The organism is uncultured Roseobacter sp. (assembly GCF_947495025.1).
Taxonomy (GTDB): Bacteria; Pseudomonadota; Alphaproteobacteria; order Rhodobacterales; family Rhodobacteraceae; genus Roseobacter.
In genome coordinates this window covers 395,806-413,109 of the sequence record NZ_CANLXG010000003.1, presented here as the reverse complement: position 1 = coordinate 413,109, position 17,304 = coordinate 395,806, and the positions used below count along the sequence as shown (strand labels likewise).

The following is a 17,304-nucleotide window of genomic DNA, read 5'->3' as shown; positions in this document are numbered from 1 at the left end:
GCCTCGGTCATGGTGTCGACTGGATGGTGAATTCGCTTCTGCCCTGTCGCACCAATGTGTAGTCATTATTATTTGCCTGTGGATTATTTGTAGCAGAAATTTCCGAATTTGCGAGTGCTAAGCGCAGATTGTCCCGGATTGCGGCACTTTCGCCATTGTCCAGCGCAAAGGCTCTTCGGAAAAACTGTTCGGCTTCGGCGGTCTTTCCCGCTTCCATCAGCACAACACCAAGGTTGTTGAGGTCAGAGGGCTGGGCGTCCTCACGCTCCGCTGCGCGCCGCAGAAGCGTTTCAGCCTGTGCCAGACGCCCAAGCCCGAGATTGGCTGTGCCGAGACCGGACAGGATTTCGGTGTCGATGCCACCGCGGTCCAGTGCCGCGCGGTTAAAGGATTTTATTGCCAGTTCATACTGACCGGCCGCAAGCAGCCTGTTGCCCACCTCAACACCGTCAACAGCATCAGCCGAGTAGTCAACGCCTGGCGCGAAAACCGGATCCTCAGGTGCGGAAAAGCCGCCCGTGGTACAGGCGGCAAGTCCGAGGCTTGCGGTGACAATGGCGGCGGACGCAACGGCCCGCCAGAGCCTTGGGTTCATCAGTTGACGCCCATATTCCCCAGTTGCGTGATGCCGTGTACCGAGGGCCCGACCAGAATGATCAGAAGTGGCGGCACGGTCAGCATCATAGTGGCAAGGGTCATCTTTGTTGGCAACTTGTTTGCGGCTTCTTCGGCACGCATCACGCGCTTGTCACGCATCTCCGCTGCGTAGACCCGCAGAGCTTCGGCGATGGAGGTACCAAAGGTTGCGGACTGGATCAGCACGGTGACAAAGGACGAAACATCCTGCACTCCGCAGCGCTCGCCCATATCGTTCAGCACGGTGGTCTTGTCCTTGCCCGCCTTCATCTCGTACGCGACCACGTCAAACTCCTGGGCCAGCGCCGGGTAGGATGCATGCAGTTCGCGGGCCACCCGGACAATACACTGATCCAGCGACTGGCCGGCTTCGACGCAGACGAGCATCATGTCGAGGCTGTCCGGGAAACCACGAGTGATTTCCTCCTTGCGGGTCTCCACGCGGCGCGTCACCCAGTAGGTCGGAATATAATAGCCAATGGCGCCGGGGATGATCGTATAGACCATCATCTTCTGGGTGCTGAAACCTTCGCCTCCGCCCAGCAGATTAAGGTACACAAACGCGAGGATGAGTCCCAGAATACCAAGGGCGAACTGTGCAAAGTGGAAGAAACGCACCGCGTCCTTGCTCTGATATCCCGCCTGGCGCAGCTGCAGCTGTTTCTTGCTGAGCTCTGCGACATCCTTGGGCTCAAGAAACGAAGCGAATTTCTGCAGCTGTTCGTTGCGTTCGCCCTGGCGCAGGCGCTTTTCGGGCGCCTTGTCAGAATTCGGATTCTGCACAGACCGTTTGAGCTTTTCCATCGGGTCTTCGGGTTGTGACAGCATCATCGCAACGGTGATAACCACCATGACCAGACCGACAGTGCCGAGCAGGATCATCGGTCCCAGCGGGCCGAGAATGTCGATGATCTTCTCGTTCAGAGTAGCAAACATTTCCATCGTTCCGGCTCCTTACACCTTGATGTCGGTCAGTACGCGCATGACCAGCAGGTTGACGGCGAGGAAAATCCCCACAAAGAAACAGGCCGGAATGAACAGTGCATGATCCCGGACCTCGTCATAGTAGTGCGGGTCGGTCACGTTGATCACGATCAGCGCCACGATAGGGAAGGCGGAAAGGAACTTGCCGGACCATTTGGCCTCGGCCGTGATCGCCTTTACGCGTCTGAAAAGGCGGAAGCGCGCCCGGATTACCTTGGCCAGACCGGCCAGGATTTCCGCAAGGTTACCACCGGAAGTCTGCTGGATGGTCACAGCCACCGCCAGAAAGCGCAGATCCTGCATATCGAGGCGTTCCGCCATTTCCTTGAGGGCATCACCGACATCCCGGCCATAAGCAGCTTCATCGGCGATCATGCCGAATTCCGAGGCCAGAGGATCCTGAATTTCCTTGGAAACGATCTGGATCGCGGACGAGAACGGGTGACCCACACGCAGTGAGCGCACCATCAGTTCCACTGCGTCAGGCAGCTGCTCCTCGATCATGCCAAGGCGTTTGTTCGCCTTGCTGGATACCCAGAAAAAAACAGCACCCACACCGATCCCCACGGCCATGACGATCCGCACGGGCAACGATGTTGCCGTGCCGACGGTCAGCCCCAGGAAAGCGACGACCGCAAGACCGGCCATGATCACGATGAGCTGTTGCGGGGTAAAGGCAATCGCAGCTTTCTGCGCCTTTTCGCCCAGCATGGAGTAGAGCGGAATGGAACGGCTCTTCATGTGCTGCTGCATTTCCTTGCGCAGCTTTTCGAGCACTTCTTCGCGGCCCGCGCCTTTGTCGAGCATCTCCAGCCGGCGATTCACCCGACTGTTGAGCGAGATGGATTTCCCGAAGGTTACGAGATAGAGACCTTCGACGAGTACAAGTACGCCGATAAAGATCAAGCCATAAATAATTGGTTCTGCAGACATTTTCCTGATCCTTATTCGGCAGCAACAGGTTCATAGATGGTCGGCGGCAGATCATAGCCCCACATGCGGAAGCGTTCGGCATAGGCAGAACGCACACCCGTGGCAGTGAAATGGCCAATGATTTTGTTGTCAGGTGTGAGGCCCACACGCTGATACCGGAAGATCTCCTGCATAGAGATCACCTCTCCTTCCATGCCTGTCACTTCTGTGATCGAGGTCATGCGACGCGACCCGTCCTGCAGACGCGAGGCCTGCACGATCAGGTTCACAGCAGATGAGATCTGCGAGCGTACCGCTTTCAGCGGCATCTCAATCCCTGCCATGGCAATCATATTCTCCAGACGGGAGACACCATCGCGGGCAGAGTTGGCGTGAATTGTGGTCATCGAACCGTCGTGACCGGTGTTCATGGCCTGGAGCATGTCGATCACTTCCTCGCCACGGGTCTCGCCCACGATGATCCGGTCAGGCCGCATCCGCAGGGCGTTCTTCAGACAATCGCGGGGAGAGACCTCGCCTTTGCCCTCAACATTGGGCGGGCGGCTTTCCATCCGTCCGACATGGGTCTGTTGCAGCTGGAGTTCCGCGGTATCCTCGATCGTCAGGATGCGCTCGGAGTTGTCGATAAAGGAACTCAGCGCGTTGAGCGTTGTCGTTTTACCCGAACCGGTACCGCCAGAGACGATAATGTTAAGTCGTGTGGCCACAGCAGCTTGCAGATATGCAGCCATCTCTTCGGTAAAAGCGCCAAAACTGACCAGATCATCAATACCCAGCTTGTCCTTTTTGAACTTCCGGATTGATACCAGCGATCCGTCAACCGCAACGGGCGGGACCATTGCGTTGAAACGCGAGCCATCCTTGAGCCGGGCGTCAACATACGGGTTTGATTCATCAACGCGGCGACCCACAGCGGAAACGATCTTGTCGATGATCCGGAGCAGGTGGCGTTCGTCCTTAAAATTGATGTCGGTAAGTTCCAGCTTGCCTTCGCGTTCCACAAAAATCTGTTGCGGGCCGTTAACCAGAATATCGTTGACCGTCTCATCCTTGAGAAGCGTTTCCAACGGGCCAAGACCCGTCACTTCGTCGTAGAGTTCGGATGTCAGTGTCTGACGGTCCTCGCGGTTCAGAACAATGCTGCGTTCTTCAAGGAATTCGCTGGCAATGGCGCTGATTTCCTGGCGCAGATCCTGTTCGGTCGCGTGTTCCAGTGCCGATAGGTTCAGGTTTTCCAGCAACACGCGGTGCAGGTCGAGTTTGATCTCGCCCATCCGTTCCTTGCGCTTGCGTTCCTTGTCTGCGGGCGCGACCTGGGCCGGAGCGGCCTGAGGCGCCTTTCGCGTGATCGCGGGCGCCGTCGTTGCAGCCTGAGATGCAGGCACGATATTGGTTACCTTGTCGTCCGGATTTACCTGACTTGCCGGAGCTGCCGCAGAGGGCTTTTTGTACTTAGAAAACATGCGCGTATTCCTTTAAAGGATCAGGCTGCCTGAACATCGGCAGATCCCAGTTCGAGGATTGAGATGGCCAGTTTGGAAATTTCTTTGCGCAGCGGGTTCTTGGGCGCTGAGCTTGCAAGTGGCATGCCATGGTCGGCTGCCTGAACAATCGGGCTTCCACCATCCGGCATCAGCAGGTCGATCGAGATGCCCAGCGATTCTGCCATACGCTTGACGCGGCTTTTGCCGGAAAGATCGGTGAATTTTGGTGCGCGGTTCATGACGTAGCGCAGCTTTTCAATGGGAAGGTCCTCGGACTGGAGCGCGCGCTTGAAACGTAACGTGTTCTGCGCAGAGCGCATGTCCATTTCGATGGAGGCAAAATAGACGTGTGCGGCGTTGAGAACCGCCTCGGTCCATGTGACCAGTGTCGACGGCATATCAATGACCACATAGTCAAAGTGCCGGCGTGCCATTGTCAGGATACGGTTGATATCGTCAGAGGACATCAGGTCGAGCGGCAGCATGTCCGTCGGCGCGGTAAGCACCTGGAGCTTGTCCTGGAATGTCAGCAGTGACTGCCCAAAGATTTCGTCGTCCATTCCTTCGGTGTCGGAAAGCATATCATATACGACTTCGCGGCGGGGCAGGTCGAGATAGGTGGCAACCGCACCATACTGAAGATCGAGGTCCAGCAGACATACGCTTGGCCCGTCTTCTTTCTGCGCTGTGGCCAGCTCCCAGGCAAGATTTACGCCCAGTGTGGTTGCGCCGGTGCCGCCGGCCAGGCCGTGCACGACGATCACCGCGCCTTCCTTGTGGTTGTCGGATTTAAGGGCATGTGTCGCGCCGGCGGCGGCCAGCTCTTCGGCCGCCCGGACGCGTTCAATCGCTTCGGCCAGTTCATTTTCGGGCAGCGGATAGGGGACAAACTCATCCGCGCCCTGACGCAGGAGCGAATGCAGCGACGCAGGCGTCACATCCTCTGCGATCAGAATAACTTTGATATTGCGTGCTTTGGCCTGGGTGATGATTTCCCCCATGAGCGGGAGGTTATCCTCGTCCGTCTCGTCCATTGCGAGGGCAATAAATTCAAGAGCCTGCGCTTCGGGCTGTCCGAAAAACGCCAGAGCCTCGGCAAACCCCAGGTCGCCCCAGTTTTCACCCAGCGCCATTTCCATGTCTTCGATCAGAAGATCGAAGTTCTGTACATCCCGGCTGACCGTGCAGGCCACGATAAGCGATGTATCGGGTTGTGGCATTGTACTGCTCATTGCCTTGTCGTCCTCTTCATTCCAAGGGCCGGCAGAGCAACGGAGAGGGGGCAAAATCAGCCCACCCACTGGTCTCTGCGACAGCCCGACCTGGTGAAATCACCGGGCATACGTGTCCCATTGAGACTAAAGTCGCAGGCAATCTGGGCGAGATTAGGGCTTAATCCGCCCAATTGTTGGGTATCAGGAGACAATGGCCCTTCTGGGCGGGGTTTTGTGAAGATGAGTGCGACCGGGTACCGGACCGTCCACAAAAAAAGGGCGGACCGTAAAGGTCCGCCCCCGACGTGCGATATACGAGGTAGTTACTGGGCCGCCTGGGCCTCTTCGGTGGTGCCTTTCTGTGTCGCACTGGCAATGTACTCACGGTAGTTGATGAGGGCATACTTGCCATCAAGCTGACCGCTGCAGTGCACCCGGTAAACGGGTGTTGCCGGTGTGCTGGACGGATCGAGAACCACAAGCGGATCCCTTGCCGCGCCACCGTACTTGCCGCCACCTGAGGATTTACAGGTCTGAACAAGCTGGTTGTGCAGGGTCGCGTTACCGAAATTTCCGCCGTTCAGCTCGCTGCCAACCGGTTCGTCAGAGCAGGCCGCTACGGCCACGAGGCTCAGACCCAGGAGAACAGTGCGTGTTTTCTGAATGCTGATTGTCATCTGATCACTCCATCACGTAGCCGTAGGAACCGCTGAAGTCCTGCTTGGCGACTTCACCCGCGGCACCTCTGGTCGGTGCGTTGGCGTTCTGAACGACCTGACCATTCAGGAACAGATCCTTCTCACTTGGCGGACGGATCCGGTCTGTCGGCAGGGCCAGGGCCTCGCCGCGTGTCGGTGTTACCAGATGGGCGGTTACAATGATCACCAGTTCCGTCTGGCTGCGCTGATACTCGGATGAGCGGAAGAGGGCACCCAGCACCGGTACATCACCCAGCCACGGAACCTGGCTGTTTGCGTCGGTAAAGTCGTCCTGCAGAAGTCCGGCAATGGCAAAGCTCTCGCCGTCGCGCATCTCGACAGTGGTCTGTGTCTCGCGACGGGTAAAGGCATCAATTTCAATGCCACCGCCCAGCGATACACCGTTCGCTGTGTCCAGCGAGGACACGGCCGCGGAGAGCTGAAGGTTGATCAGGTCGCCGTCAACAACACGCGGCACAAAGTTGAGTTCGATACCAAAGGGTTTGAAATCAACACTGATTGTGTCGCTGTCCTGTGCCACCGGCACCGGATACTCACCGCCAGCAAGGAAGTTTGCTTCCTGACCGGACAGGGCAACAAGATTGGGTTCTGCGAGGAACCGCACAGCACCCTTACGCTCGAGTGCCTCAAGCAGCAGGCCGACCTGTGTGGAGCCAAGGTTGAAGCCGAAAGTGACCGCACCCTGGGATTCACCACCGGTCGGTACAACACCGCCGATGATACCCGCAACACCACCAGCCAGAAGACCGGAACCGGTTGCTGCCTGATTTGGGTTGCTGCCACCGTCGTTCACAGCAAGCGATGCACTCAGTGATTTCGAAACAGACCGGTTCATTTCGGCAAAACGAACTTTCAGCATGACCTGCTGAACACCGCCCACTGACATGAGGTTTGATACCCGCTCAGGCGCATAGCGTGCGGCAAGTTCGAGAGCCCGTGACAGTTTCTGCGCGCTGGAGACCGTACCGGACAGAACAATGCCGTCGTTCGCGGTGCGGACTTCGATGCGCTCGCCTGGCAGGATCTGCTGCAGACGCTCTTTGAACTCGGTGACATCCGGGGCGACCCGGACCTCTACGTTTGTAATCAGCTGACCGGCTGCATCAAGCAGGGTCAGCGTCGTCATTCCGGGCGATTTGCCCAGAACGTATATGCTGCGGTCCGACAAAGACGAGATGTCAGCAATACCGGGGTTGGCAATGCTGAGTTCGGCAAAGGGGATTTCGCTTTCAACCACAACCGCGCGGTTCATTGGCACGTTAAGAGTAGAATTGGTCTCTTTCGCCACCACACGGAGCGTTTCAGCATTAGCGGTCGCCGGCACAGTAAATGCCAGCGGGCTAACACTGATCGTCAGCCCCAGAAGGGCCGCTTTCAATATTCCATACATTTTCATGTGACCTGCCCTTGTATGATCACGCCTCGTTTCCGGGTCTTTATCGCCCGCGTGGGTATAACTGTGCGCGCATTTTGATTTTTTTTCAATAATCAACGGGTTCTGTATGTCTCTTTATGTGGGTAATTTACAACAGGCCAAAAAGAAACGGGCGCCGCACTGGTGTGCGGCGCCCGTTTAAGTACTTGGATTTGCTTTAGTTTGTGCAGGGAATCTGGATCGAAACCACTTCTGCGCCGCGACGGGTACGGATCGAGCATACCTTGGGTGCGGGGGCTGCAACCTTGGGTGCTGCCACTGTCAGACCCAGCAGTGAAACCTGGTCGACTTCGATTTCCGACACTTCGGTGTCGTCGCCGGCACCGACAAGCGACAGCGACAGGTTACCTGTCGATTGCGCCTGCGCGAGGGCAGCCACCTGTTCGGGCGTCGCCTGAACGGTCACAGTGCGGGCGATGCGGGCACCGCCGCGCAGTTCGTCATCGATCTGGTCGACGGCAATCAGCCGGACCTTGGTTTCGATCAGGCGGGTGATCTCTTCGCGACCGCCGCCAACATCCACAGAGCCTGTCCAGTATACGTCAACTTTGTCGCCCGGACGCAGAAAGCCCGAAACACCGCTGGCAACGTCAACACGGATCGCAAAGGCGCGCATGCCTTTTTCGAGACGAGTGGTCAGGCCGATATCTTCGCCCGGCTCGGTGATCTTGACCTTCATCAGAGCTTCGCCTGGTTCCATGGCCCGCACGATCAGCCTCGGCTCTTCAACCCCTTCGGGGAAAAGAACGTTCACGTCCGTGAATGAGCCTTTCGGAATTGCATTCGTCGGCCAGCGCACGCTGCGCACGTCTGACTTTTTGAGCACGTCACCGTAGCTCAGCTTATTCTTGGCCACATAGACTATGCTTGTAGGCACAATCTGCCGCTGCTTGTCTCTGGCAGCTGCCAGCTCGGCCTGATACTGACCGATGTAGCCCTTTGCCATGTACACAGCACCACCAGCTAGCCCAAGGCCGGCAAGAAGTACTAAACCGAAAATCAATCGCATTGTGTTACCTCGTCATTCCTATTCGCCCTTGCCGCGTGGCAGGTGTGAAGATTCCTGATCTGTTTCTGACGTCCGATTGTGGCAATTTCAGGATCAGCGCATGTCCAGGACGGGGCGTTTTGCCTGATCAGGCAACAATCGGGGCTGGTGGATAATCAGGTCCTGGCACTGCAGCACCGGGCGGGGCACATAAAAAAGCGGCACATCCCTGTGCCGCTCTGCATTCTCATAGTCTGACGCAGTCCGGATCACCCCGGTTCGTAATCCGTCAGATATTCCTCAGTTTTTTCGGTCAGGCCCGCAGACCCGCCTCTCAGTTCTACAACCAGCGCAACGGAAAGTCCCACTACGGCGGCAGTCAGAACAACCCAGTCAACAGTTACAGCCCCGGCCTCGTCCTTCTTGAATTTTCTCAATGCTTTAAACATTGTATGACGCTTTCTGTTCTAATTTGGTCGGGCAAAAAAAGGGCCGCCTTCTGCGTGCAGAACGCGGCCCTGTTTGGTCAGGTCAGACCGAAAACCGTTGTCCAGTCAGACCAGTGTCTGATCAGTCAGTTACAGCGCCTGCGTCGCCGCCACCAGCGTCGCCACCAGCGTCGCCGCCTGCGTCACCCTGAATGGTGCCGCCAGCCGCCAGGCCAGGGTCCTGCTCTTCAAGGAAAGAACCGGTGTTCTCTGTCAGGTTTGTCGCACCATCTTCGATGGACTGATAGGCAGCGATCGCCAGACCCACAACTGCGGCTGTCAGAACAACCCAGTCAACTGTCACGGCACCGTCTTCGTCTTTGCGGAAGTTTTTGATAAATTTCATCATGGCATGTCCCTCCAAAGGATCATTGAGATTTTACTGTTTAAACCGCGCCGTCCTCGTGACCGTTTCTCTCATGTGGTCTGTCCGACTTGGTATGCAGCTATAAAGCCCAGGGATTGGGGCATGAATTTGACCGCAAATGTGACTTTTGCATCCGTCCGGCAAAAAATTAGCAGGAAAATTATAACATCATGAAAATAAACAATTTAATTTTTTGTTAGCTTGTTCCAGGGGGCCTTTACGCTCCCGAATGTGGCGAAATCGCCGCGATACCGGCCCGGATTCTCTGGTTTAATGATCATATCTCTGCGAGAGTGTCTGCAAAGAATACGGTAAAACAACCGCCGGGCAGTACTTATGAAATATATGATCCTATGCAGCCTTGCGGCTGCCGTTCTTGCGGGAGCACCCGTTGCCGCCGAAGGGCCGGCACCTTTTCCTGAATTCGAGGCAAAACGGGTTGGCGTGCCCAAAGCGGGTGCGCGCCGCATCACAGTGCAGATAGATCCGGCCGAACAGTTCTTTGCGCCGCCACCACCGCCGATACCCGAGGGAGAGCCCGTACCAAGGGCGCAGGAGCCTGTGGGCGCCTACAGCTGGTTCTGGGACCGGGTGTCGCCTGAGATTTTCGCGGCCGGTCCAGGTCGTCTGGAAATGGCGATGAATATCATTGAGGGTACGGGCGGTGTTCCCCAACCCCGTTTGCAGCATCTTCAGGCCATCGCGCGTTCCAATGGTATCGACATTCTCAAGTCCACGGTAGGGACGCAGGTATCGCCGGCTCTGGTGCTTGCCCTGATCTCCGTGGAATCGTCCGGGCGCACGGATGCAGAGAGCCATGCGGGGGCGCAGGGGCTGATGCAGTTGATGCCGGCCACAGCAGAGCGTTTTGGCGTCAAAGACCGACTGGTGCCCTCACAGAACATCGAAGGTGGGGTCAGATACCTTGACTGGCTGATGTCTGAATTCGGCGGGGATCCGATTCTGGTCCTGGCCGGGTATAATGCGGGGGAGGGGGCGGTGCGCAAACACGCCGGTGTCCCACCCTACGCAGAAACCCGGAATTACGTGCCGAAAGTGCTGGCGGCATTTCAGGTTGCCAGAGGGTTATGTCTTACACCGCCCGAGCTCGTGTCTGACGGCTGTGTCTTTGCCGGGCTGAACTGAGATCAGACGTTAAAGGCATCTGCCCATTCCGGATGACGCCGCCGCTGCGCATTCACAAAAGGACAGAGTGGCACGATCCGGAAACCTTCTGCCCGCGCATCTTCCACAAGCCTTGTCACCAGCGCCAGCCCGGCGCCGGTGCCCCGTAGTTCGTCCGGTACTCCTGTGTGGTCGGCGATGACCGTTTGCGGCGACAGTACCGAATAGGTCAGGTCAGCCTCGTGACCGTCAGATATCAGCACATAACGGCCTTTGCTGCCGTCCTGTTTACGGGTGATGTCGAAATCAGACAATCGTTGCCAGTGTCGCCGCGCGCAGTTCTTCTTCTGATACCCCCTCGGCGGTCTCAACGATCCGGAGGCCGCCTTCGACCACATCCAGCACACCAAGGTTGGTGATAATGCGGTCCACGACGCCTTTGCCGGTCAGGGGCAGGGTGCATTCGGGCAGTACCTTGCTGTCACCGTGCTTGTTCGTGTGGTCCATCACCACGACCACACGGCCAACGCCTGCGACGAGGTCCATCGCACCTCCCATGCCCTTGACCAGCTTGCCGGGGATCATCCAGTTGGCGAGGTCACCATTCTCGGCCACTTCCATGGCGCCCAGAATGGCCATGGCAATCTTGCCGCCGCGGATCATGCCAAAGCTCTGAGCAGAATCAAAATAGGCCGTCTGGGGCAGTTCCGTGATCGTCTGCTTGCCTGCATTGATCAGGTCGGCGTCTTCTGTGCCTTCGACCGGGAAGGGGCCCATGCCCAGCATGCCGTTTTCGGACTGCAGGGTAACTTCGATCCCTTCGGGGATGTAGTTGCTGACCAGTGTCGGAATACCGATCCCGAGATTGACATACCAGCCGTCTTCAAGTTCCTGGGCGGCACGCGCCGCCATCTGATTGCGATCCCAGGGCATTACGGGTCCTATTCTGAAAGAGATGCGCCTGCCGGCACGTCAATTGTGACAAAGCTTCCTGCAGCACCGCGGCCCAGCTGAAGCGTTCCTTCAAGGCCTTCGATCAGGCCGTTGATGATGCGCCCGCCAACGGTCGTGTCGGACGGCCACTGCATATCACGCGGGATACCGGTGCCGTCGTCTGACACAGTCACACGCAGTCCACCTGCGCTGAGCTGGGACATGCGTATGTCCACAAGCCCCATGTCCAGCCTGTCAAACGCATGCTGAAACGAATTTGTCAGCAGTTCGGACACTACCAGCCCGACACGTGTCGCCACTTCGATCGGCACTTCTGACTGTTCAATATGCATGTTCATGCGCACACCGGAACGCCCCATCGTGTGGGCGATGGCACAGGCGAGACGGGAAATGAAACTGCCCATCTGAATGGTGCCGCGGTTGGACTGTGTGTCTGACAGCTTCATTTCTTCGTAAAGAAGCTGCAGTGTTTCGATCCGGCGGCTGAGTGCTGCGAAATCATCCGGGACCGAGGTGGCGCCCGATTGCTGGCGGATCATGCTGATGATCATAGACAGATCTGACTGTACCCGGTTCTGCACTTCCATCAGCTGGTCATTTACGGCGTCTGCGTCGGGATTGCGCTCGCCGCGACGCAGCTCTTTCTGGATGCCGATAAAGTACTGAGTGGTTCCATCTGCATCAACGATCGGAGATACAACCAGTCTGTTGATAAACGGGGCACCATTTGCGCGGTAATTCAGGATGTCCACTGACACGGTGTCTTCGGCCTCAATGCCCGCCCGCAGCATATCTACTGCGGCCTTGTCCGTATCTTCGCCCTGCAGAAAGCGGCAGTTGCGGCCGATTACGGCACTTCGGGCGTATCCGGATACCCGCGTGAACGCGTCATTGACATAGACGATCGGGTTGTCTTCGAGATTTGGATTAGTGATGATCATCGAGACCTGCGCCCGCGAGAAGCCCTCAAAGCCACGGTCGTCGAACGCCAGGTCCTCATCGGCGTCATTGGATCTGTAAATCGTGTCTGCCATGTCAGCTACCCGTCTCAGGCTGCCCGCGTTGTACGTTGTTCGATGCGCTTTTCATGTTCGCCCTGGATCAGGCGGTGCACGTAGATACCGGGCAGGTGTATTGCATCGGGATCAAGTGAACCGGTGGGCACTATTTCCTCGACCTCAGCAACACAGACCCTGCCGCACATCGCAGCCGGTGGATTGAAGTTTCTGGCTGTTTTACGGAACACCAGGTTGCCGGTGGCATCCGCTTTCCAGGCTTTGACGATGCTGAGATCCGCGAAAATACCGCGTTCCAGAATATAGGTCTCGCCGTCGAAGTCCTTGTGTTCCTTGCCCTCGGCGATCACGGTCCCTACGCCGGTCTTCGTATAGAAACCCGGAATGCCACAGCCGGCTGCGCGCATCCGCTCGGCCAGCGTGCCCTGCGGGTTAAACTCCAGCTCAAGCTCGCCCGATAGGTACTGGCGCATAAACTCCGCGTTCTCGCCAACGTAGGAGCTGATCATCTTTTTAACCTGCCGCGTCTGCAGCAGAATACCGATGCCAAAGTCGTCCACGCCCGCATTGTTGGAGGCAAACGTCAGGTCCTTGGTGCCTGCATCGCGGATCGCCGCCAGCAGCAGTTCGGGAATGCCGCACAGACCAAACCCGCCGGCGGCAATCGTCATACCGTCGTGCAATACTCCATCCAGCGCCTCCGACGCTGATCCGTACACTTTCTTCATCTTGCTTCCTTAAGTCCGGGTGGCTGGCCCGATTTGTGCAGTGATGTTGATCCGCTGTCAATTATAACTGACAGGTTCAACTCTGAGTATAGCCGAGGGCACGCGGGGCGCAAAGCTCTTTCGGGCAGTGGCCCGCCGCGCGGGTCTTATCCCGGTGTCACCCGGCCTTTTTGGCAGTCGTTTTTTTCGCAGCGGCTTTCTTTTTCGGTGCAGCTTTTCGGCGGCGCGTGCCCTTTTTGGCGGCCTTTTCGTCGATCAGCAGAACCGCCTGTTCGATGGTGACAGAATCGGGCTCACTGTCTTTGGGCAGCGTTGCATTCACCTTGTCCCACTTCACGTAAGGGCCGTATTTGCCTTCCATGATGCTGATCTGGCCGCCCTGGTCGGGATGTTCGCCCAGATCGCGCAGGGTTTTTGCCGGTGCACCGCGCCCACCCCGGCTGGCAACCTTTTCCGCCAGCAGCTGCACCGCGCGGTTCATGCCAACGGTCCAGACTTCATCAATGCTTTCAAGGTTTGCATTGGTGCCGCCGCGTTCGGACGTTGATGCCGCGTGTTTGATGTAAGGACCATACCGTCCGATATTCGCCCAGACCGGCACGCCATCTTCAGGGTGGGGGCCGATTTCGCGCGGCAGTGACAGCAGCTGGACGGCCTGCGGCAGGTCGACCTGCTCTGGCGGCCAGTCCTTGGGGATCGACTGGCGCGGTGGCTTTTTGTCTTCTTCGGTAACCTCGCCGCGCTGGACGTAGGGGCCAAAACGACCTTTGAACGCATAAATTTTATCCCCGGCGTCCTCGCCCAGAACCTTACCTTCGGGCGGAATTCCGCTGTCGTCTTCCTCGCCGGGCGGGCCAAATGCGCGGGTATACCGGCATTCAGGGTAGTTCGAGCATCCGATGAACGCACCACCGGACCGCGCGGTGCGCATCGACAACCGGCCTGCACCGCAGTTGGGGCACAGACGCGGGTCAGTGCCTTCTTCATTGGGCGGAAAGAGGTGCGGCTCAAGCACTTCGTTGATCTTTTCCAGCACCTCCGTAATGCGCAGATCAGATGTTTCGGCAATGGCTGCTGAAAAATCGCGCCAGAAGCGGGTGAGCACTTCTTTATAATCCGCGTCCCCGGCACTGACATTGTCAAGCTGGTCCTCGAGATCAGCCGTAAAGCCGTAGCCCACATATTTGCGGAAGTAATTTTCAAGGAAAGCCGTCACCAGGCGCCCTTTGTCCTCTGGGATCAGCCGGTTCTTGTCCTTGCGGACATATTCGCGGTCCTGGATGGTGGTGACGATACTGGCATAGGTCGAAGGGCGCCCGATCCCCAGTTCTTCCATACGCTTGACCAGCGTCGCTTCGGTATAGCGGGGTGGCGGCTGAGTGAAATGCTGCTCGGGCGTGACCGCGCGCTTTTCCATGCGGTCACCTTCGTCGATCTGAGGCAGGCGCTTGTCATCCTCATCGACCACATCGTCGCGGCCTTCCTCGTAGACGCGCAGGAACCCGTCAAAAAGAACAACCTGACCGGTGGCCCGCAGAACGACCTGCCCGTCATCGCTTCCGACGTCGACGGTTGTACGTTCCATACGTGCAGCTTCCATCTGGCAGGCCAGGGTGCGCTTCCAGATCAGATCATAGAGCCTGCGCTGATCAGCGTCGGACGTCTTGAGATCTGTCGCTTTGACCATCATGTCCGTTGGCCGCACACATTCGTGCGCTTCCTGGGCGTTTTTGGCCTTGTTTTTATACATGCGCGGGGAAGACGGCACATATTCTGCACCATAAAGCCTTTTGATGGCGTCACGGGCTGCAGTCACAGCTTCGGGCGCCATGTCGATGCCATCGGTCCGCATGTAGGTAATGTAGCCCGCTTCATACAGCCGCTGTGCCGTGCTCATGGTCTGACGGGCACCCATGCCGAATTTGCGGCTGGCTTCCTGTTGCAGGGTCGACGTCATGAACGGGGCCGCAGGATTGCGGTTGGCAGGTTTCGCCTCCACAGAACGGACCGTCATATCGCGGCTGCTGATCGCCTGGACTGCCATTTCAGCCTGGGTTTCGTTCTCGATGTCGAACCGTTCGAGCTTTTTGCCGGCAAGAACCGTCAGCCTTGCCTCAAATTCCTGACCACGCGGTGTCGCAAGCAGGGCTTTGACGGACCAGTACTCGCGGTTGCGAAAGGCCTCGATTTCCATTTCGCGTTCGACGATGAGACGCAGTGTCACTGACTGCACACGCCCGGCGGATTTTGCCCCCGGCAGTTTGCGCCACAGCACCGGTGAGAGGTTGAAGCCGACCAGATAGTCCAGCGCCCGGCGGGCCAGATAGGCCTCTACCAGCGGCATATCGACCTCGCGCGGATTTTCCATCGCTTCGGTCACGGCCTTTTTGGTGATCTGGTTGAAAACCACGCGGCTGACGGGCGTATCTTTCTTGATGGACTTGCGTTTGGTCAGCGCTTCCTGCAGGTGCCAGCTGATGGCCTCTCCCTCGCGGTCGGGGTCAGTGGCGAGGATCAGGGCGTTGTCGTCTTTCAGCGCATCGGCGATGGCCTTGACGTGTTTTTTGCTGTCGGACGCCACTTCCCAGAGCATGTCAAACCCGTTTTCCGGATCGACAGAGCCGTCTTTCGGCGGCAGGTCCCGGACGTGTCCGTAGGACGCAAGAACGGTGTAGTCTTTCCCGAGATACGAGTTGATCGTTTTTGCTTTTGCAGGAGATTCAACGACAACTACCGGCATGAAACGGGATACCTCTGGGCAAAATTTTTCAGGTTCTATGGCCACCTCAGAGGTGGTGTGCAAGTGAATATTGTCAATCGGTGAAATTAAACCAGGCGCCTGACAGTCGTGTTATCCGCGTTGTTGCCGGGCCTTTCTGATCCGGTTTCATTACTGTTGTGCAGGTCATTATCCGCAACAGAAACTGTGGTTCTGCGCCTGTGCGCCCGCGTCCTTCGGGAGCAGGTCGCGCAGGCGGCACCGGAAGGTCATTACCGGAAAAAACGCCGTTTTATTTCTCGCGTACCAGCAGGCCTCCGGACTGACGGCTTATCCGCCCATCAAGTTCAAGTTCGAGCAGGACGGGTGCTGCGTCGCTCGTTCCGACTGCGAGATCCCGGATCAGCTGATCTTCGGCGATAGGCGACGGGCTGAGCCGGTCAAGAATTTGCTGGTGCAGAGCTGCAACCCGGCGCAAAGGCGTTTCTTTTGCTGGTTCCGGAGGGCTCTTTTTGCCGGCGGTATCCCGCGGGGCCACATCCGTTTCTTTGCCCGACCCGATCGGCGCCAGAGCCTCGGTCACATCGCTGGCAGAGCGGACAAGTATCGCGCCGTCCCGGATCAGCTGGTTACACCCCGCCGCGCGCGCGTCAAAAGGATTGCCTGGCACTGCCAGTACATCGCGGCCCTGATCCAGTGCATCGCGTGCAGTAATCAGGCTTCCGGATTTGGCTGCGGCTTCTACAACGATTGTGGCCCGGCTCAGTCCTGAAATGATGCGATTGCGCGCGGGGAAATGACGGGCAACCGGCCTGAGACCCATCGGCTGCTCAGACAGGAGCAGGCCAGTGCCCGCAATGTCATGGGCAAGCGCGCTGTTCTCTGCGGGGTAAACAGTGTCCACCCCACCTGCCAGCACCGCGATTGTGCCGGTGCTCAGTGCGGCACGGTGCGCGGCGGTGTCAATGCCGCGTGCGAGGCCGGAAACCACAGTATACCCATCCTGCCCGAGATCCCGCGCCAGCGCCGTGGCCATACGGACACCAAGAGAGGAGGCATTTCGTGCACCGACAAGCGAAATCATTGGACGGAGGAGCAGTCCGGGATCACCCAGCGCCCACAGAAAGGGCGGGGCGTCAGCAATTTCGTCCAGTGCGGAAGGATAGGCCGGGGTACCCTGCATAATGAGCCGGGCACCTGCGTCCCGTGCAGCGTTCAGCTCGGCCTGAACAACCGCTTCGGGGCATATCTCGTAATTCTGAACGCCGGCGGCACGCGCCACCTCAGGCAGCGCGGCCAGCGCGTTCTGCGCAGTGCCGTGTTCAGTCAGCAGTCGTTTGTACGTCGTTACGCCAACCCGGCGGGAGCGCAAGAGACGGAGCCGGGAGAACTGTTCGTCTTCCGAGGTGGGTGGGAGTGGGGGGTGAGTGGAAGAAGGAAACAAATCCCTGTCAGTCATCCTCGGCTCCGTCTGTTGCGGAAACAGAATTAAGCGGACTTGGTTAACAACCTGT

General features: G+C 57.8%; 17 protein-coding genes. 1 reads left to right on the top strand and 16 read right to left on the bottom strand.

The genetic code is table 11. From position 1 onward, the window contains the following. Nucleotides 1-7: 7 nt before the first annotated feature. From Q0792_RS16185 to Q0792_RS16140, 10 genes are all read right to left on the bottom strand, one after another. Nucleotides 8-595, bottom strand: coding sequence for a tetratricopeptide repeat protein (locus Q0792_RS16185; protein WP_298843098.1), 588 nt, complete (start codon nt 593-595; stop codon nt 8-10). Continuing rightward, a complete protein-coding gene (locus tag Q0792_RS16180; RefSeq protein WP_298843095.1) occupies nt 595-1,578 on the bottom strand; it encodes a type II secretion system F family protein in 984 nt (327 codons plus the stop codon). The genes Q0792_RS16185 and Q0792_RS16180 overlap by 1 nt, the downstream gene beginning before the upstream one ends. 12 nt (nt 1,579-1,590) lie before the next feature. After that, nucleotides 1,591-2,553, bottom strand: a complete 963-nt coding sequence (locus tag Q0792_RS16175; RefSeq protein ID WP_298843092.1) for a type II secretion system F family protein — start codon at nt 2,551-2,553, stop codon at nt 1,591-1,593. An 11-nt stretch (nt 2,554-2,564) separates the two neighbouring features. Beyond that, nucleotides 2,565-4,016 (bottom strand): CpaF family protein, encoded by a 1,452-nt coding sequence (locus tag Q0792_RS16170; protein WP_298843089.1) that lies wholly within the window; start codon nt 4,014-4,016, stop codon nt 2,565-2,567. Nucleotides 4,017-4,036: 20 nt separating this feature from the next. Beyond that, nucleotides 4,037-5,269, bottom strand: a complete 1,233-nt coding sequence (locus Q0792_RS16165; RefSeq protein ID WP_298843086.1) for an AAA family ATPase — start codon at nt 5,267-5,269, stop codon at nt 4,037-4,039. Between the two features lie 305 nt (nt 5,270-5,574). Beyond that, nucleotides 5,575-5,928 (bottom strand): hypothetical protein, encoded by a 354-nt coding sequence (locus Q0792_RS16160; protein WP_298843083.1) that lies wholly within the window; start codon nt 5,926-5,928, stop codon nt 5,575-5,577. 4 nt (nt 5,929-5,932) lie between these two features. After that, on the bottom strand, nt 5,933-7,366 hold the full coding sequence (locus Q0792_RS16155; RefSeq protein ID WP_298843080.1) for a type II and III secretion system protein family protein: 1,434 nt from the start codon (nt 7,364-7,366) through the stop codon (nt 5,933-5,935). Between the two features lie 196 nt (nt 7,367-7,562). After that, entirely contained in the window at nt 7,563-8,414 is an 852-nt protein-coding gene (gene cpaB / locus Q0792_RS16150; RefSeq protein ID WP_298843077.1) for a Flp pilus assembly protein CpaB, read from the bottom strand. Nucleotides 8,415-8,662: 248 nt separating this feature from the next. Continuing rightward, entirely contained in the window at nt 8,663-8,842 is a 180-nt protein-coding gene (locus Q0792_RS16145) for a hypothetical protein (protein WP_298843074.1), read from the bottom strand. A 121-nt stretch (nt 8,843-8,963) separates the two neighbouring features. Beyond that, on the bottom strand, nt 8,964-9,230 hold the full coding sequence (locus Q0792_RS16140; RefSeq protein WP_298843069.1) for a hypothetical protein: 267 nt from the start codon (nt 9,228-9,230) through the stop codon (nt 8,964-8,966). Nucleotides 9,231-9,584: 354 nt separating this feature from the next. Between Q0792_RS16140 and Q0792_RS16135 the strand changes: the two genes are divergently transcribed. After that, a complete protein-coding gene (locus tag Q0792_RS16135; RefSeq protein ID WP_298843065.1) occupies nt 9,585-10,394 on the top strand; it encodes a lytic transglycosylase domain-containing protein in 810 nt (269 codons plus the stop codon). Nucleotides 10,395-10,396: 2 nt separating this feature from the next. Here the strand turns inward: Q0792_RS16135 and Q0792_RS16130 are convergent, their stop codons facing one another. The 6 genes from Q0792_RS16130 to dprA form a co-directional block, all read right to left on the bottom strand. Further along, nucleotides 10,397-10,687 (bottom strand): GNAT family N-acetyltransferase, encoded by a 291-nt coding sequence (locus Q0792_RS16130; protein WP_298843062.1) that lies wholly within the window; start codon nt 10,685-10,687, stop codon nt 10,397-10,399. Continuing rightward, a complete protein-coding gene (locus tag Q0792_RS16125) occupies nt 10,680-11,306 on the bottom strand; it encodes a 3-oxoacid CoA-transferase subunit B (RefSeq protein ID WP_298843059.1) in 627 nt (208 codons plus the stop codon). The genes Q0792_RS16130 and Q0792_RS16125 overlap by 8 nt, the downstream gene beginning before the upstream one ends. 8 nt (nt 11,307-11,314) lie before the next feature. Then, nucleotides 11,315-12,361 carry a PAS domain-containing protein gene (locus tag Q0792_RS16120; protein ID WP_298843056.1) on the bottom strand — a complete coding sequence of 349 codons (1,047 nt, stop codon included), beginning with the start codon at nt 12,359-12,361 and terminating at the stop codon, nt 11,315-11,317. 14 nt (nt 12,362-12,375) lie between these two features. Continuing rightward, nucleotides 12,376-13,071: a CoA transferase subunit A gene (locus Q0792_RS16115; protein WP_298843054.1), complete on the bottom strand. Its 696-nt coding sequence runs from the start codon at nt 13,069-13,071 to the stop codon at nt 12,376-12,378. Between the two features lie 157 nt (nt 13,072-13,228). Beyond that, complete coding sequence (topA, locus tag Q0792_RS16110) at nt 13,229-15,811, bottom strand: type I DNA topoisomerase (RefSeq protein WP_298843052.1); 2,583 nt, start codon at nt 15,809-15,811, stop codon at nt 13,229-13,231. Between the two features lie 271 nt (nt 15,812-16,082). Beyond that, a complete protein-coding gene (dprA, locus tag Q0792_RS16105) occupies nt 16,083-17,249 on the bottom strand; it encodes a DNA-processing protein DprA (RefSeq protein ID WP_298843050.1) in 1,167 nt (388 codons plus the stop codon). Nucleotides 17,250-17,304: the final 55 nt, after the last annotated feature.